Genomic DNA, 16511 nt, shown 5'->3' on the forward strand with positions numbered 1-16511 from the left:
CCGGATTGAGAAGGGCTAGACAATGTCCACCAACAAAACTTCCGGTGAGAAGCAGCGCTTCAACCTGTCGCGCTGGGCGATCGCCCATCCGAGCATCGCGCGCTTCCTGTTCGGGCTCATCATCATCGCCGGCGCGCTCGGCCTGACCCATATGGGCCAGAAGGAAGACCCCGATTTCACCTTCCGCGTCATGGTCGTGCAGACCGTGTGGCCCGGCGCTTCCCTGCAGGATATGGAAGACCAGGTGGTCAACAAGATCGAGCGCAAGCTGCAGGAAACGCCGCATCTCGATTGGGTCAAATCCTATACCCGCGCCGGCTTTGCCATCACGACCGTCCAGATTAAGGGCGATACCAATACTGCTGAGGTGAAGGACGCCTTCTACCAGATCCGCAAGAAGGTCGGCGATATCGGCAACGAACTCCCGTCCGGCCTGCTCGGTCCCTATTTCAATGACGAGTTCGGCGATACCTTTATCACGCTGCACTCGATCAGCGGCGACGGCTATAGCTATCCGGAGCTGAAAAAATTCGCCATCCAGGCGCGCGACATGCTGCTTTCGACACCCGGTGTCGAGAAGGCCACCATCATCGGCGACCAGGCGGAGCAGATCTATATCGACGTCTCCTCCAAGGTTCTGGCCGAGCGTGGATTGACGCTCAACGACTTGAGAAATGCCATTGTCGGTCAGAACAATGTCGATCCTGCCGGCAATGTCGATACCAGCACGCGCTCGGTACGCATTTCGGTCGAGGGCGACGTCAACAAGATCGAGGATATCAAGAACCTGCGGCTGACCGCTGGTGGCCAGGTGACCCGCCTTGGCGATATCGCCACCGTGACGGCTGGCCTGCAAGACCCATATACCGCCAAGTTCCTGTATAATGGCCGCGCGAGCGTGCAGCTGGGCGTCGTCATGGCCCCGGGCTTCAAGGTGACCGATGTCGGCAAGTCCGTCGAGGAGACCTATAAGCGCTTCGAAGCCTCGCTGCCGGTCGGCGTTCAGGTCGACCAGATCGCCAACCAGCCTGACGTCGTCACCGACGCCATCAGCGAGTTCATGCATGCGCTCGGCGAAGCGCTCGTCATCGTGCTGATTGTCTCGTTCCTGTCGATCGGCTGGCGCTCCGGTCTTGTGATCGCGATCGCCATACCGCTCGTGCTGGCCGCCACCTTTGCCATCATGTACGAACTCGGCATCGATCTGCAGCGTATCTCGCTCGGTGCGCTCATCATCGCACTCGGCCTGCTGGTCGATGACGCCATGATCGTGGTCGAGCTCATGGAGCGCAAGCTGGAAGAGGGGCTGGTAAAGCTCGATGCCGCCAGCTTCGCCTATTCCTCGACCGCTTTCCCGATGTTGACAGGCACGCTGATCACCACGGCCGGCTTCATTCCGGTGGGCTTTGCGGCATCGACGGCCGGTGAGTATGTCCGCTCGCTGTTCTATGTCGTCGGCATCGCGCTCGTCGTCTCCTGGTTCGTGGCTGTTTATTTCACGCCATGGCTCGGCTACATGATCCTCAAGCAGCGGCATCATGCCGGCGAGCATCATGACGTATTCGATACGCGGTTCTATCGCCGCCTGTATTCGTCGGTCGCCTGGGCTGTGCGCCATCGCGTCATTGTCCTGCTGCTGACGCTTGCCGCCTTCGTCGGCAGCCTGTGGTCCTTCCAGTTCATTCCGCAGAACTTCTTCCCGCAATCGTCGCGTCCGGAAATCCTCGTGGATCTGTGGCTGCCCGAAGGCACCAGCATCAAGGAAGTCGAGCGTCAGGCGCAGGCCTTGGAAGCTCGCATGGCCGATGATCCGGACAAGCGTTTCATCGCCACCTATGTCGGCCAGGGCGCGCCGCGCTTCTTCCTGCCGCTCGATCAGCAGCTGACGAATCCGAACTATGCCCAGATGCTGGTCATGGCCAAGGATGAACCAGCGCGCGAGCGTCTGATCACCAAGATGCGCAACATCCTGGCGGAAGACTTCCCGGCCATTCGCGGCAAGGTCGATCGCCTGTTCCTTGGTCCGCCCACCGGCTGGCCTGTGCAGATGCGCGTGATGGGTCCGGATCGGCAAGAGGTTCGCCATATCGCCGATCAGGTGAAGCAGCGCTTTGCCCAGAATCCGCTGCTTGGCGCCATCCATGACGACTGGCTCGAGCAAGTGCCTGCCATGAAACTGGTCATCGACCAGGATCGTGCCCGCGCGCTCGGCGTCACCTCGCAGCGTATCCGCCAGATGCTGCAGGCCTCCATGTCCGGCTTCACGCTCGACAACTATCGCGAGGGCGAGGAAACAGTCGGGATCGTTGCCCGCGAGCCGGAGGAAAGCCGTCATCTGCTGACGTCGGTCAACTCGGTCTATATACCCACGGATTCGGGCGGCTTCGTTCCGCTGTCGCAGGTCGCCAAGATCGTACCTGTGATGGAGCAGAGCATCGAGTGGCGCCGCAACCGCCTGCCGACGATCTCGGTGCGGGCAACGCTGCCCGACAATGTGCAGTCGAACGACGTAACGGCCAAGCTCTATAATGACATGGCTGATCTCCGTAACAGCCTGCCTGCTGGCTACAAGATCGAGATCCAGGGTGGTGCCGAAGACAGCGCCGAGAGCCAGGCCTCGATTGCCGCCAAGGCGCCGATCATGCTCGTCATCATCGTCGTATTGCTGATGGCGCAGCTGCAGCACTTCGGCAAGGCGATGCTGGTGCTGGCGACCGGTCCGCTCGGCATTATCGGCGCGGCGGCAGCCTTGCTGATCAGCGGCGCGCCCTTCGGCTTCGTGGCGATCCTCGGCGTCATCGCGCTGCTCGGCATCATCATCCGTAATTCGATCATCCTCGTCGACCAGATCGACCAGGATATCGCGGCGGGGATGGAGCGAAGCGAGGCGATCATCGGCTCGGCCGTGCGTCGTTTCCGGCCGATCATGCTGACGGCGCTGACCGCCGTGCTGGCGCTGATCCCGATCTCGCGCGGCGTCTTCTGGGGTCCGCTCGCCTATGCGATGATGGGCGGCATCCTCGTGGCGACGATCCTTACGATCTTCGTGTTGCCCGCCGGTTATGCGCTGTTCTTCGGCCGGGAACCGAAGCACAAGTCCGCAGAGCCGCCGGCCAAGGATCAAGCCGAAGAGCAGGACAACAACATCCAGCTGCCGCCGGCCGTGGCGGCGGAGTAAGGCTCTTGAAAGACAAACCCCGGCTTCTGCCGGGGTTTTCGTTTGGGTTGCTTAGAGCAATACCAGGAAAAGTGCGCAGCGGTTTTCCGTCCGGAATTGCGCGATAACAAAAAGATGGAGCATTTTCGCAAATCGAAGAAAAGCGGAAAGGCTTTAGAGTGGGGGCAGGATCGTTTGCCTGCCGTCGGCGATTTTTAGAACTGTCAGCGTTCCGCCCATGGAGACGGCCGTATCGATGCCGATGCGGCCTTGGGCGAAAACCGGCTCGGAGCCCGGTGTGTGCCCATGAACGACCAGCAGCGGCAATTGCGGGCCATCCCACAGGAAGGGTTCGCGGATCCACATCAGGTCCTCATCGGTTTGGTCCGCGAGCGGTATGCCCGGCTTGATACCGGCGTGGACGAAGAGGGTCGAGCCCAAGGTAACAGCCACGGCAAGAGACCGCAGCAGCTCGACATGTGCCGGCGGCATCGCCTTGAGCGTTAGGTCGCGCAGCTCAACGAGGCTGCGGCCCTGGGCATACAGGATCTCGTTGGTATCTACACCATAGGAAGCGAGTGTCGGCAGTGCGCCGAATAGGTCGAGCCAGCGGCGGTTGGCGTCGGGGTCTTCCAGAAAACGCAGAAAAACGTCGTCGTGATTGCCGCACAACGCATAACGGTCGAAGCCCTCGGGCGGCGGTGCGCAGAGATGGGCCAGCACATCGCTGGAATGCGGACCGCGATCGATGTAATCGCCCAGAAACACCAGCAGCTTTCGACCAGGAATGCCGCGGGCATCCTCGACGATGCGCGCTTGAGCTTTCGCCATGTCGTGGTAGCAGCCGTGGATGTCACTCATTGCATAGACCGCCGCATATTCGCGTCCGGTGAGGTCTATGCGATCCCGTTGATGTTGCATGAAATCGACCGTTTCCCGCCGGGTTGAGCCTGATGGCCAAGGCGGTCCAATTGCTTGAAATAGCTTTGAGAAACCCGCTTGGGGCGAGTCTGCACGTGACGGTATTCCAAGCTGCGACCGGCCGCAAGCCATGCGGGCGGAAAGGTCGATCGGAAAAGGTGAAATTGCCGGAGACTAACCAGTGGGTTCGGAGGTCGCGCAGATTGCGGAACCTCCGAACGGCAATGGTGCTCAGCCGCGATAGGCGGCTTCAAGGCCGGCGATGTCGAGCTTGACCATCTGCATCATTGCCTGCATGACGCGGGCGGCCTTGGTCTGATCCGGATCGCCGATATATTTGCTGAGTACGGTCGGTACGATCTGCCAGGTAACGCCAAAGCGGTCCGTTATCCAGCCACATGCTACGGGTGTTCCACCGTCGGCAAGGCCGTCCCACAGACGATCGATCTCGGCCTGATCGGCGCAGTCCACTTCCAGCGAAATCGCATGGGTGAATTCAATGTGGTTGCCGCCATTCAGCGCCATGAAGCGCTGACCGGCAAGCGTGAAATTGACGACCAGAACCTGATCGGCCTTGCCGGCAGGCGTATCGACAACGTTCTTCTGCACGTGATCGATGCGAGAGTTGGGGAAGAGCGACACATAGAAATTCGCGGCTTCCTCCGACTCTCGCGCAAACCACAGGCATGGGGCAATCTTGGACATCGTATGCTCCTCTCTCTCGTTTCAATGTCCGAAGGACGAAAGAGAAGCGGCGAAGCCGACAAGGCTGCGAAATTTTTCCCATACCTTGGTTCTCTGATGGCTAAACCAGACGGCCGCCACCATCGATGTGCAAGATTTCTCCCGTTATGTAGCGGTTTGCCATCAGGAAGAGGATCGCCTGTGCGATGTCCTCCGGCCGGCCGATGTTGCGGCTGGGCAGGGTCGAAGCCGTCTGCTCCAGCACCTGCCGTTTTCCCTCGCCCATCAATCCGTCGAGCAGCGGAGTATCGACCCATCCCGGTGAAACCGCGTTGACGCGCATCGGCGACAATTCAAGGGCAAGGGCGCGAACCGTGCTTTCGACCGCAGCGACAGCGGCGGCCACCACCGCGCCGATGGCGGCGGGGCGCGAGGCGAACTGCCCGGAGGTCATGGTGATCGAGCTGGCCAGATGAAGAAGCGGAAGAGCGGCCTTGATGGCAAGCAGAGGCCCGATCAGACGCTCGTGCATGACCTTTGCGAGATCCGTCTCCGACTGATCCTTGAGCGATTGCAGATTCACACTTCCGGCCGTGATCAGCAGGTGATCGATCCGGTCGAGCCCTGCAAATATCGCCGGCGGCGGGGCTGCAATGTCAGCCACGATCTGGGTCGCGCCGCCGATTGCTTCCGCAGCCTTTCGAAGGCGCTCGGCGTTGCGCGACACCAGAAAGAGGTTGGCGCCGGCGTCCTTGGCCCGCTTTGCGGCCGCGAGGCCGATGCCTGACGAGCCGCCGATGATGATGATATTCTGGCCCTGGAACGATTGAAGCTGGTTATTGTCTGCTGAAATGGTGTTGGTTGGCACGACTGCTTCTCCGGTTGGATTGTTGACCAGCCTAAAATTCGTCAATCGGCGTATGCTTTAGAAGGTGGCGAGAGGCGATGTTATTTATCGTAAAATACGATAGAGTACCGATATGGACATGCTTTCCGCCATGCGCATCTTCATTCGCGTCGTCGAGCGCAGCAGCCTTTCGGCCGCGGCGCGCGATCTCGGCCTCGGCCAACCCACGGTCAGCGAGCGGGTCGAGAAGCTGGAGAAACATCTCGGCGCCCGGCTCCTCTACCGGACGACCCGCTCGGTGCAGGCAACGGACGCGGGCGCGCGCTTCTACGAGTATGCCAAGCGTGCCATCGAGGCCGCAGAGGAGGCCGAGGCTTCCGTCGCTTCGGCCGAGACATCGCTGAACGGAACGTTTCGGATTGCCGCGCCGCATGGGCTCGGGGAGACGACACTGCCGAGGCTGCTCATCGAATTCCAAACATTGCATCCGGCGCTGGCAATCGATGTGACCTTGAACGATCGCTTCGTCGATCCGATGACCGAAGGCGTGGATCTCTCTATCCGTATCGGCGAGATCGGCAGCGGCAATTTCATCGCTCGCCGACTGGGGACGATGCGGCGGCTCGTGCTGGCCGCTCCGGGCTATATTGCACGACATGGACAGCTGCATGAGCCGATGGAGCTTGCCGCACATCCCTTCATCAGGGTCGCAGGTTTCGCGGCAGATGAGCGGCTGCATCTGATCGGCCCCGGCGGAGCATCGGTGGAAGTCCCCATCCGTACCGCATGGCGCGTCAATCATTGGAGGCCGCTCATGGAGGCGGTGCTGGCTGAGAGGGGAATTGGCGCGTTGTTCGCTCCCGTCTGCAGTCAGGAGATCGCTGAAGGAAGGCTCGTTCCCGTGCTGCCGTCCTATGAGCTCAGGCGAGTGAACGTCCACGCCATCTATCCACCGGGGCCGCGACCGGCCGCCAGGACGAAAGCCTTCCTTGAACTGCTCTCCGAGCGGACCGATTTGCTCCTCGGCGAGGCATCGATTGCCTCTTGAGGATGCTATCCCTCGCTCGCAAGCCTTTCGGCGAATTCGATCGCTTCGATCAGGCTGCGCTCATTGGCGATGCCCTTGCCGGCAATGTCGAAAGCCGTGCCGTGGTCGACGGAGGTACGCACGATCGGCAGGCCGAGCGTGATGTTGACGCCGGAGAGATCCATCCATTTGCCGGTCGCAGGATCGATTTCGAAACCGAGCAGCTTGACGGGGATATGTCCCTGATCGTGATACATGGCGATGACGGCATCGTACTGGCCGGCGCGAAGCTTGACGAAGACGGTGTCGCCGGGGACCGGGCCGACGATATCGAACCCATCTTCGACGGCCTTGGCGATGGTGGGTGCGGAGATGTCGAGATCCTGCCGCCCGAAGAGGCCGCCTTCACCGGCGTGCGGGTTGAGTGCAGCGACCGCAATTTTCGGTCTGGCGATGCCGAGATGTCTGAGCGCCTTGTCGGTCAAGTCGATGACGAGACGGAGCCGCTCAGGCGTCAGTCGTTTCGGCACATCCTCCAGCGCGACATGGGTGGTGACGTGGCTGACGCGCATATTGCCGTGGGCCAGCATCATGACGGAGCCGCGGGCCCCCGTGAGCTCCGCCAGGAGTTCGGTGTGGCCGGCATAGTGGAAGCCAGCCCTGTTCAGCGCTTCCTTGTTGAGCGGTGCGGTGACGATGCCGCCGACCTTGCCTGACATGGCGAGCTCAACGCCCTTTCCGATCGCCTTGAAGGCCATGCGTCCGCCATCGCCAGAGAGAACGCCCGGCAGAATTGGTTCTCCTTCGGTGTCGGCCTGGATGAAGCAGAGGTTCGGCCAGCCGCTCTCCATCTGCGTTTCGGGGATCTCGATATCGAGACCGAGTTGCTGCCGGGCGAGCCGTAGAGCTGGACCGCTACCGATAATCGTTAGTTTCAGCTTACCTTCATCGATCCGATCTTTGAGCCGCGCTGCGGCCTTGATGATGATTTCCGGGCCGATGCCGGCGGGATCGCCCATGGTGATCGCCAGATGCCGCGTCATGGTTCTTCTCCTCCGGCGATGAGCGCATTTTCGTTCAACAGGTCGCGCCACAGGGTCGGGCCGCCAAATGCGCCTGATTTGGAGATCACCGTGGTGCCCTGCCAGGGGCCGCCAACAATCGTCGAGCGCGGCAGGCCAGGCGCTGCCTGGCCGGTGATGCTGAGCGCGGTAACGTCGAGCGCCGCACAGAGATTGCGCAACGTCTCGCCGCCGGCGACGATCAATGTGGCCGGAGCCGATTGTGCCTTGGCTATCCTGCCGAAGGTCGTGGCGATGCGTCTCGTAGCATCTTCGCGCTCGAGCCCACCGGGCAGATCGAGGCTGACCATGGCGACGCCGCCATGATGGATCTGGCGAGAGACGGCATCTGCATTCGCATCTTCCGCAAGCTTCAGCCAATAGGGACCGCAGGCCTCCAGTTGCGCCAGCGTGATCGGCTGATCAGAGCCAAACAGGCCGAGCACCGGCCTCTGCAGCCGGCGTGAAATGGGGACTGCCGGAGCCGCTCGCCGCGTGTCTGCACTCTTTTCCGTGCGCGGCAGATGACGCGTTGCCTGTTCGATATTGCGTGCCAAGGCGCGAGCGAGGCCGCCTGTGCCGCTCCAGAGGACTGGCCCCTCCAGCTGTGATGATACCCATGCGATGACGGCATCCAGATCTTCTTGGGTATGCGCATCGAAGACGTGGATACCATCTGGAACAGGCTGCTTTTCAGCGCCATCGACGGAGGCCTGGTCGAGCGTCGTGTTGAAAGCCGGCAGCCCTTCTGCCCGTAACTGCGCGACCAGATCGCCGCTGACATCGCGCCAGGCGTCCTTGCCGGCGAAGAGGACCTGCCGTCCACCCCTTGTATGCCGTCCATGATGCGGAAAAGCCGGCGCCAGGATGCAGTGCCGCCAGTGACCCAGCCGAAAGCAGGCTGCAAGCTCGACGGCCCATGGCCCGCGAAACAGGCTATCCACCTTCTTGAAGGCGAGATCCGCCCGCTCCAGCAACGGCGCAATGCCGCCGACTGCTATCTCAGCTTCCGCAGCCGTTTTCTCGCGGGTGCCGCTATCGATCGCCAGGCAATCCGGCAGGTTTGTGGGGAGCGCATTGCTGCGCAGCACCTCGATATGCCCGTAGACGCCGACGAATTCGACTGCGGTATCGAGTGCGCCCGTGAGGTCGTCGGCAATGAGGCGGAGGGTGGGCATGGACTTCTAGCGCCTTCAGCGGGCCTTGCGGGTATCGGGTATGAACATGAAAGCAAGGCCTTACGGCTGCTTGGACGAAGGGCTATGTTCAGCCTTCCACGAAGCTTGTCAACGCATTGCTTTGTCACCGTTTCATTCATCGTGCCGCGACATTCTCCGCGTTGACGGCCAGCGTGTAACCGAGCATCGCCAACAACAGGGTCGCGATGCTCGGTCCGTGCGAACGTCAGTTTGGCTGAGAAGCCGGGAAGTCGGCGCTCAGAGTAACATCCTTCCAGGCGTCGAAGTTTGCCTTGAGCGCTTCCAGGCGCTTGTAGGCAATATCGAGCGCCGGAGCGCCCAGAAGCAACCGAAGCGGCGGCACTTCGGCCTCGACCGCCTCTATGATTGCGGCTGCGGCGCGTGAGGGATCGCCGGGCTGATTGCCAGAGGAGGCTTTCGTCGATTGGCGCCGTTTTCCGGCCGTGTCGGCATAATCGTCGATCCTGATCGGGGACTCGACCATCGAGCTGCCGGCCCAGTTGGTGCGAAACGCACCGGGCTCGACGATCGTCACTTTCAAACCGAGCGGAGCAACCTCGTAGGACAGTGATTCCGAGATCGCTTCGACGGCAAATTTGGTCGCGTGGTAATAGCCGGTGGCGGCAAATGCCACCAAGCCGCCCAGCGACGAAATGTTGACGATATGGCCGCTCCTGCGGTTGCGCATGCCGGGCAATACTTCCTTGGTGACATCGATCAGACCGAACAGATTCGTTTCGAACTGTTTGCGCACGCCCTCATCATCGCCTTCCTCGATTGCGGCGAGATAACCATAGCCGGCATTGTTGACCAGCACATCGATCCTGCCGAATGCGGCGATGGAGTCGGCCACGGCTGTCTTGATCGTGGACTTGTCGGTAACATCGACGCGGAGCGCCAGGGCGCGCCCTTCGTGCTCGGCGACAAGCGCTTCCAGCTGTTCAGGCTGCCTGGCTGTGACGACCGCGCGCCAACCGCGCTCGAGCACGGATTTTGCAATCTCGAACCCAAGGCCTGCAGACGATCCGGTGATAAACCATACTGGTGTATCGTTCATGTTCAGCTCTTCCTTTTGAATGTCCTGGCGGCCCTCATGGAGAAGCACCGCATGGACCGAATCTAGGAGCGGCCGAGGTTCGGGTGTTAGGGCAGAAGGACCAGACTTTCATACGATCCTTCCAATTTTGCCGATGAGAGATATCATGCGCCGGAAATGCCGCCATTCGTGAAAGCCCGATCTATGGAACCGTCAACAGAGCTCAGAGCGCTGATCAGCCGTCACGCTGCCGTTCAGAAGCAGACGACCGCGGTGCAAGGACTGACGCTTTACAAGGTGAGCCGGCCGACATTGCCGACGGACAGTGTCTACAGCCCGAGAATTTGCCTTGTGTTGCAGGGGGCAAAGACCATTCAGCTGGGAGAGCGGACCTTCAGTGTCGATTCCGCGCAATATTTCATCGCGACAGTCAATCTGCCGGTATCTGCGCGGGTTGAACAGGCGGATCCGGCCGCCCCGCACCTGGCATTGTCCTTTGAGCTGGACCGGGAGGAGATCGCAAGGGTTCTTGCGGAAATTCCATCGGCCCATACGGCCGGGCAGCGCGATCACACCGGGCTTGCGGTGTCGCAGCAGACGCCGGAGATCCTGCGCGCGGCATTGAACCTCGTCTCCTGCCTGGACACGCCCGAGGATATCGAGATGATGGCAAGGCTCGCCAGGCTGGAACTATACTACCGGCTGCTTCGGGGTGAACTCGGGCCGATGCTGCGGCAGCTTGCGACGCAGGGGACGAATCTGGCGCAGATCGGCCGCGTTACCGATTGGATAAAGCAGCATTTCGCCGAGGCCATGAGCATCGAAAAGCTGGCCGATATGGCGGGAATGAGTGCGACGTCGCTGCATAGGCATTTCAAGGCCGTCACCTTGATGTCGCCGCTGCAATATCGAGCGCTCATTCGACTGCAGGAAGCGCGCCGCAGGTTGCTTCTTCGTGAGGCAAGCGCCCGGGAGATCGGATTTGAGGTCGGCTATGACAGCCAGACGCAGTTCACGCGTGAATACCGCAAATTGTTTGGCCGGCCACCGGCGGCAGACGCGGCCTTTCTCGGCGGCACCTGAACCCGCCTTGCCGGCGGGCCGTCCTGTTCAAGCCATGCGGTCTGGTTTGTCCGTCCGGCATAGCATAAAACGGCTTGCTGGCTTCTGCCGGCGGCATGTTGCCGATATGTGGCCATCTTCCTGTCATAGCGGCAGGGGCCATGATGTTTCATCGCTTTGAGGAGGGCAGGGTGAGTTACGATTTCCATGTGGGCCAGAAGGTCGTCTGCATCGATGACAAGTTCAAGCATGTCAGCATCGATCAGCTGATCCGCAAGGGAACGATCTACACCATCCGCTGGGTCGGCGAATACACGCATTATGTCGACGGCACCTTTATCGGGGTGAAGCTGGAAGAGATCCATCGCGGCAATGATGACGGCCCGGAAGGCTACGGCGCCGCCGACATGCCCTATCGCGCCAGCCGCTTCCGTCCATTGGTGAAGGACAAGATCGCTTCGCTCAGAAAGCTTCTGGTGCCAACGCCGGATGCGCCAGCAGAGCCGAAGGTGAAGACCAAGAAGAAGGAAAAGGTCTGATGCCTGGCGGGCGGCATTATACCCTGCCGCCCCTCTGAACTAGGCCTGCCGCGCCCGCGCAAGCCCATGTTCGATCAGGCGGCTGACAAGCTCCGGATAGGAAATGCCCGAGGCGCCCATGGCCTTGGGATACATGCTGATATTGGTGAAGCCCGGCATGGTGTTGATCTCGTTGATGACGACGCTGCCATCCGGCCGTAGAAAGAAATCGACGCGCGCCAACCCTTCGCAGCCGAGAGCCCGAAAGCCATCCGCCGCCATGCGCTTCAGCGCTTCTGCCGTCTCGGCCGGAATATCCGCAGGCACGGTGACGACGGCGCCATCCTGATCGAGATATTTCGCCTCGTAGGAGTAGAAGCCATGCGTCGCAGCCGTGGCGATCTCGCCTGGCACCGAGACGAAGAGCGTGCCGTCAGGCTGTTCCAGCACGGCGCATTCGATCTCGCGGGCGCGCACGAATTCCTCGACCAGCACCTTGCGGTCATGCCGGAAGGCTTCTGCCAGCGCCGCTTCGAACGCTGCGGCATCCTGCACCTTGCTGACGCCGACCGACGAGCCCTGGCGCGTGGGTTTTACGAAGACGGGCGAGCCGAGTGCGCTCGCAATCTCATTGAAATCGGGCTTGTCGCCGCGCGTCAGCGTTAGGGAGAGCGCCACCGGCAGACCGGCCTCGCGCAGCAGGCGCTTCGCCATATCCTTGTCGATCGCGTTGGCCGAGCCCAGAATGCCGCAGCCGACGAGGGGAAGGCCGACGATCTGCGCGAGGCCCTGGATGGAGCCATCCTCGCCGTTCAGCCCATGCAGCACTGGAAACAGCACGTCGACCGCAGGCAGTTCGCGCGCGCCAGAACCATCCAGCGCCATCAGCTGGCCCTTGCCGCCCGGAACCAGGCAGACTTGCCGGCCTTCATAGGCAATCGCCTCCGGCAGGGCGCCGTCCTTTTCCTCCGTCAGCAGCCAGCGCCCGACGCGGTCGATCAGGATCGGCACGATCTCATATCTGCCGCCATCGATCGCCTTGACGACATTGCGGGCCGACATGACGGAAACCTCATGCTCGGTGGACTGACCGCCAAACAGAACGGCGACGCGTAGTTTCGACATTGAGGCTTTTCTCCCGGGGCAAGATGGATGTGATGGGAGAAGGGTTAAAACGGGGGATTGCAGCCAAATTGGGGAGGCTGGCCGGCAGCGGGCGAGAACCGGATGCGACACGATTTCGCGACTATACCGGTATTCCTGCGCTTGCGGCCGCTTTCCGCACAATCTGTCGTGTTTTGCCTCGCCTTGCTTCGCCCCGGTTGCGCATAATCTATTTGCCGAAGGGGTATCGTTGCTTTTCTTCTCCTGTTAATTGCATGAAATGTGACAAATTCAACACAGCATTGTTTTCCTCAAGGTTGTATAGAGCTGGTATCTACGATTTAGCGTAGTGCATCTATATTGAGGAGAAAGCATTATGAAATTCCTGTTCGCGTCCGTTGCGGTGATTGCGTCAACTTTCGCGGTGTCTGCCCATGCTGCCGATCTCGCAACACCGACTGCTCCTGCTGCTGCGCCTATGGAGAGCGGCTTTTCTTGGACGGGCGGTTATCTTGGTGTGAACGGCGGTGCAGGCTGGCTGAATGGTGATTTCAGCGTTCCCGGCGCAAGCACGTCCGATAACTTCAACGGCGGCTTCATCGGCGGCTTTGCCGGCTTCAACTACCAGCTGAGCAACAACGTCGTCCTCGGCGTCGAAGGCGATCTCAATTACAACTGGAACTCGAACAACTACGATTTCTTCGGCACGAAGGTAAAGGTCGGCACGGATGTCGCCGGCTCCGTTCGCGCCCGCGTCGGCTATGCCTTCGACCGCACGCTCGTCTACGCAACCGGCGGCTGGACCGCGACGCGCGGCTTCGTCAAGGCTCTGGGCGACAAGGAAACCGAAACCTTCAACGGCTGGACCGTTGGCGCCGGCGTCGACTACGCCTTCACCAACAACATCTTCGCCCGCGCCGAATACCGCTTCAATAGCTTCGGCGACAAGGACTTCTACGGCATCAAGGCCGACCTCGACCAACACGTCATCTCCGTTGGCGTCGGCGTGAAGTTCTAAGATTTAGGACTGGTTTGATTTGGAGAGCCCCGCTGGCGTTTGTTGGCGGGGCTTTCGTTTTTACGACTGGAATGCTTTGTTCCGAAGAGAACGCGCGGCGAGCTGAAGCATAATGGCGATCAGCCGTCAGGAGTTCCGCTATCTACTTCCTGAGGGAGTTGATCCAATACCTGCGTCGCTCTTCCGATCGCATTTTGGCCGCCTCAATTTCATTGCGATCATGCTCGTCCATAGGATCAAGTGTCCTAATAACATGAGCATCCAAAAGATGTTGGCCTAGCATTGGGTCATTCTGCATTAGGTGTGCTACACAGCCTAATGGACCTTTGTATTTGCGATACTTCATCGCAGTCACTCCTTAGAGCCTGGTGAAAAAAGTCATCCCAAACCTCGGCCCGAGGCACATGACAGGAGCGAAAGTCTTTTAGGCAGCGCGCCGATCAATCGCCGACATCAATGTAGCCAGTGTATAGGTGTTCATCAATACCCGCTCCACAGCTGCTCTATCGGCTTGCACGAGCGGGGGAATAACAAAATGTACGAGCTATCTTTGAAGCCGGTCTAAGGCAAACGGATTTAGCGCAGCCAAGGCGGGAAAATTTAGAGCGATTGAGTTGTGAGAAACTGGTGCTGCTAGAGAGATTTGAACTCTCGGCCTCTCCCTTACCAAGGGAGTGCTCTACCCCTGAGCTATAGCAGCATTCCGTGGCGCTGATAGGTGCGCCGTATTGGGCGAGGCGGCTATTGCCATAGGTGGAGGCGGAGTGCAAGCCGCAAATTGCAAGTTCTGTGAAAGATCGTTGGAAAAAATGTGTCGGTCTTTTGAAGGCTGAGGTTTTCGGCTATGGAAAAGCATGGTCGCAGACAAGACAAAAATCGATGAAGAGCAGGCTTTGCAGGGTGGTTCGACATCAGGCGAGGCGGCCGAGCGTGCGGATGCCGGGCAGATCACCGAGGCGGATCGGCGGCGCGAGCGCGCGGCGCTGAAGCTACGGGAGAATCTTTCTCGCCGCAAACAGCAGGTGCGGGCGCGCCGTGCCGGTCAGGCCGACGAGACGGATGGGCTGCCGGCGGCAAAAGCAGAGGCTGTAAAAACAGGGGATGAGTAGGGCGCTGCCGCAAAAATGGACGAATCGCAATGATTCATGTCGCCCATCATCAAACGAATTGATGCGTTAATCTATTTCATCTAAACAGCGCTTTCTCCCAAAGCGCGTGAAATTTGGCGCACGGAACTTCAGGAAAGGCGGGCCTCGCCCGTATTGCACATATGGATCGTATCAGGATTGTCGGCGGCAACGAGCTCAACGGTATCATTCCGATCTCCGGCGCCAAGAATGCCGCCCTGCCGCTGATGATCGCCTCGCTTTTGACCAGCGATACCCTGACGCTCGAAAACGTGCCGCATCTGGCCGATGTCGAGCTCCTGATGCGCATCCTCGGCAATCACGGCGTTGACGTTGCCGTCAACGGCCGCCGCGAGCGCCAGGAAGACGGCTATTCCCGCACCATCCATTTCACCTGCCGCACCATCGTCGATACCACAGCGCCTTACGAGCTGGTCGCCAAGATGCGCGCGAGCTTCTGGGTCATCGGGCCGTTGCTCGCCCGTGAGGGCCAGGCGCGCGTTTCGCTGCCCGGCGGCTGCGCCATCGGCACGCGCCCGGTCGATCTCTTCATCGAGGGTCTTGAGGCGCTCGGCGCCACCATGGAAATCGACGGCGGCTATATCAACGCCACCGCGCCGAAGGGCGGCCTCATCGGCGCCCGCTATGTCTTCCCGAAGGTTTCCGTCGGCGCGACGCATGTGCTGATGATGGCGGCGACGCTTGCCCGCGGCACGACCGTCATCGGCAATGCCGCCCGCGAGCCTGAAGTCGTCGATCTCGCCAACTGCCTGATCGCCATGGGCGCCAAGATTTCCGGCGCCGGCACCAGCACGATCACCATCGAAGGCGTCACCTCGCTCTCCGGCGCCCGTCATCGCGTGCTGCCGGATCGTATCGAGACCGGCACCTACGCCATGGCCGTCGCCATGACCGGCGGTGACGTCACGCTCCAAAACACCGATATGGCGCTGCTCGACACGGCGCTCGAAAGCCTGCGCCGCGCCGGCGCTGACGTTTCGCAGACCAATAACGGCATCCGCATCATGCGCAATGGCGGCGGCATCAAGCCCGTCGACGTCGTCACCGATCCGTTCCCCGGCTTTCCGACGGACCTGCAGGCGCAGTTCATGGCGCTGATGACGCGCTCGTCCGGCATTTCGCACATCACCGAGACCATTTTCGAAAACCGTTTCATGCACGTGCAGGAGCTTGCCCGCCTTGGCGCCAAGATTTCGCTGTCCGGCCAGACGGCCCGAATCGAAGGTGTCGAGAAGTTGAAGGGCGCGCCTGTCATGGCGACGGATCTTCGCGCCTCCGTTTCGCTCGTCATCGCCGGCCTTGCCGCCGAAGGCGAGACGCTGGTGTCGCGCATCTATCACCTCGACCGTGGCTTCGAGCGTCTGGAAGACAAGCTGACGCGTTGCGGCGCCATCGTCGAGCGCATCAGCGACTAAAGCTCCATAGGGTCAGCGCTTTTAATGCCTGGCTTGCCTTCGCTGTTATACGGCGGACGGCCGCGCAGGATGCGCCAATTCCACTTCTTGTCGTGAAGAGAGCGGGCAAGCCCGCTTTCTTCGGTTGCGTCTTTTGCGCTCCCATCTTATGTCCACAGAAGAGAAACGTCGGAGACGACGTTTGCTAGAGCGCCGTGCTTCCTTTTGGAAGCACAGTGGACGCTCTAACTCTTTTAATCTACGCATCGGGCTTTCCGAAAATCGTTTCAGATTTTCGGGCCGATGCGGTAGCGCGATCGGGGATTAAGGAGCGA

At 60.5% G+C, this 16511-nt stretch carries 14 protein-coding genes and 1 tRNA gene; 7 read left to right on the forward strand and 8 right to left on the reverse strand.

Annotated elements, in window-relative coordinates; genetic code table 11:
• Positions 1 to 22 precede the first annotated feature (22 nt).
• The gene (locus ACIQJ2_RS21455) at positions 23 to 3178 is read left to right on the forward strand and encodes an efflux RND transporter permease subunit (RefSeq protein ID WP_400678021.1); all 3156 of its coding nucleotides are present in this window, start codon (positions 23 to 25) and stop codon (positions 3176 to 3178) included.
• 153 nt (positions 3179 to 3331) lie between these two features.
• Here the strand turns inward: ACIQJ2_RS21455 and ACIQJ2_RS21460 are convergent, their stop codons facing one another.
• The 3 genes from ACIQJ2_RS21460 to ACIQJ2_RS21470 form a co-directional block, all read right to left on the reverse strand.
• Positions 3332 to 4078: a metallophosphoesterase family protein gene (locus ACIQJ2_RS21460; protein WP_400678019.1), complete on the reverse strand. Its 747-nt coding sequence runs from the start codon at positions 4076 to 4078 to the stop codon at positions 3332 to 3334.
• Between the two features lie 231 nt (positions 4079 to 4309).
• Positions 4310 to 4783 carry a VOC family protein gene (locus ACIQJ2_RS21465; RefSeq protein ID WP_199151471.1) on the reverse strand — a complete coding sequence of 158 codons (474 nt, stop codon included), beginning with the start codon at positions 4781 to 4783 and terminating at the stop codon, positions 4310 to 4312.
• Positions 4784 to 4883: 100 nt separating this feature from the next.
• The gene (locus ACIQJ2_RS21470) at positions 4884 to 5630 is read right to left on the reverse strand and encodes an SDR family oxidoreductase (RefSeq protein WP_400678018.1); all 747 of its coding nucleotides are present in this window, start codon (positions 5628 to 5630) and stop codon (positions 4884 to 4886) included.
• A 112-nt stretch (positions 5631 to 5742) separates the two neighbouring features.
• On the opposite strand from ACIQJ2_RS21470, the gene ACIQJ2_RS21475 reads away from it, so the two are divergent.
• Entirely contained in the window at positions 5743 to 6657 is a 915-nt protein-coding gene (locus ACIQJ2_RS21475) for a LysR family transcriptional regulator (RefSeq protein WP_400678016.1), read from the forward strand.
• A 5-nt stretch (positions 6658 to 6662) separates the two neighbouring features.
• On the opposite strand, the gene pdxA is transcribed toward ACIQJ2_RS21475, so the two are convergent.
• From pdxA to ACIQJ2_RS21490, 3 genes are all read right to left on the reverse strand, one after another.
• Positions 6663 to 7679, reverse strand: coding sequence for a 4-hydroxythreonine-4-phosphate dehydrogenase PdxA (pdxA, locus tag ACIQJ2_RS21480; RefSeq protein ID WP_400678015.1), 1017 nt, complete (start codon positions 7677 to 7679; stop codon positions 6663 to 6665).
• On the reverse strand, positions 7676 to 8875 hold the full coding sequence (locus ACIQJ2_RS21485) for a four-carbon acid sugar kinase family protein (RefSeq protein WP_400678013.1): 1200 nt from the start codon (positions 8873 to 8875) through the stop codon (positions 7676 to 7678). The genes pdxA and ACIQJ2_RS21485 overlap by 4 nt, the downstream gene beginning before the upstream one ends.
• Positions 8876 to 9101: 226 nt before the next feature.
• Positions 9102 to 9953, reverse strand: a complete 852-nt coding sequence (locus ACIQJ2_RS21490) for an oxidoreductase (protein WP_400678011.1) — start codon at positions 9951 to 9953, stop codon at positions 9102 to 9104.
• A gap of 183 nt (positions 9954 to 10136) precedes the next feature.
• Between ACIQJ2_RS21490 and ACIQJ2_RS21495 the strand changes: the two genes are divergently transcribed.
• Both ACIQJ2_RS21495 and ACIQJ2_RS21500 read left to right on the forward strand, forming a co-directional pair.
• The gene (locus ACIQJ2_RS21495; protein ID WP_400678010.1) at positions 10137 to 11015 is read left to right on the forward strand and encodes an AraC family transcriptional regulator N-terminal domain-containing protein; all 879 of its coding nucleotides are present in this window, start codon (positions 10137 to 10139) and stop codon (positions 11013 to 11015) included.
• A gap of 170 nt (positions 11016 to 11185) precedes the next feature.
• Complete coding sequence (locus tag ACIQJ2_RS21500) at positions 11186 to 11533, forward strand: CAP-Gly domain protein (RefSeq protein ID WP_400678009.1); 348 nt, start codon at positions 11186 to 11188, stop codon at positions 11531 to 11533.
• Positions 11534 to 11572: 39 nt separating this feature from the next.
• Here ACIQJ2_RS21500 and ACIQJ2_RS21505 read toward each other — a convergent pair whose 3' ends face one another.
• Positions 11573 to 12637, reverse strand: coding sequence for a D-alanine--D-alanine ligase family protein (locus tag ACIQJ2_RS21505; RefSeq protein WP_400678008.1), 1065 nt, complete (start codon positions 12635 to 12637; stop codon positions 11573 to 11575).
• A gap of 355 nt (positions 12638 to 12992) precedes the next feature.
• On the opposite strand from ACIQJ2_RS21505, the gene ACIQJ2_RS21510 reads away from it, so the two are divergent.
• Positions 12993 to 13634, forward strand: coding sequence for an outer membrane protein (locus ACIQJ2_RS21510; protein WP_400678007.1), 642 nt, complete (start codon positions 12993 to 12995; stop codon positions 13632 to 13634).
• Positions 13635 to 14259: 625 nt separating this feature from the next.
• Here the strand turns inward: ACIQJ2_RS21510 and ACIQJ2_RS21515 are convergent.
• Positions 14260 to 14334, reverse strand: a tRNA-Thr gene (locus ACIQJ2_RS21515).
• Between the two features lie 154 nt (positions 14335 to 14488).
• On the opposite strand from ACIQJ2_RS21515, the gene ACIQJ2_RS21520 reads away from it, so the two are divergent.
• Positions 14489 to 14743 (forward strand): hypothetical protein, encoded by a 255-nt coding sequence (locus ACIQJ2_RS21520; RefSeq protein WP_400678005.1) that lies wholly within the window; start codon positions 14489 to 14491, stop codon positions 14741 to 14743.
• Positions 14744 to 14904: 161 nt separating this feature from the next.
• Positions 14905 to 16197 carry a UDP-N-acetylglucosamine 1-carboxyvinyltransferase gene (gene murA, locus ACIQJ2_RS21525; RefSeq protein WP_400678004.1) on the forward strand — a complete coding sequence of 431 codons (1293 nt, stop codon included), beginning with the start codon at positions 14905 to 14907 and terminating at the stop codon, positions 16195 to 16197.
• The last annotated feature ends 314 nt before the right edge of the window (positions 16198 to 16511 follow it).

Origin of the sequence: Rhizobium sp. NPDC092011 (assembly GCF_044756305.1) — a bacterium.
In the GTDB taxonomy this organism is placed as follows: Bacteria; Pseudomonadota; Alphaproteobacteria; order Rhizobiales; family Rhizobiaceae; genus Rhizobium.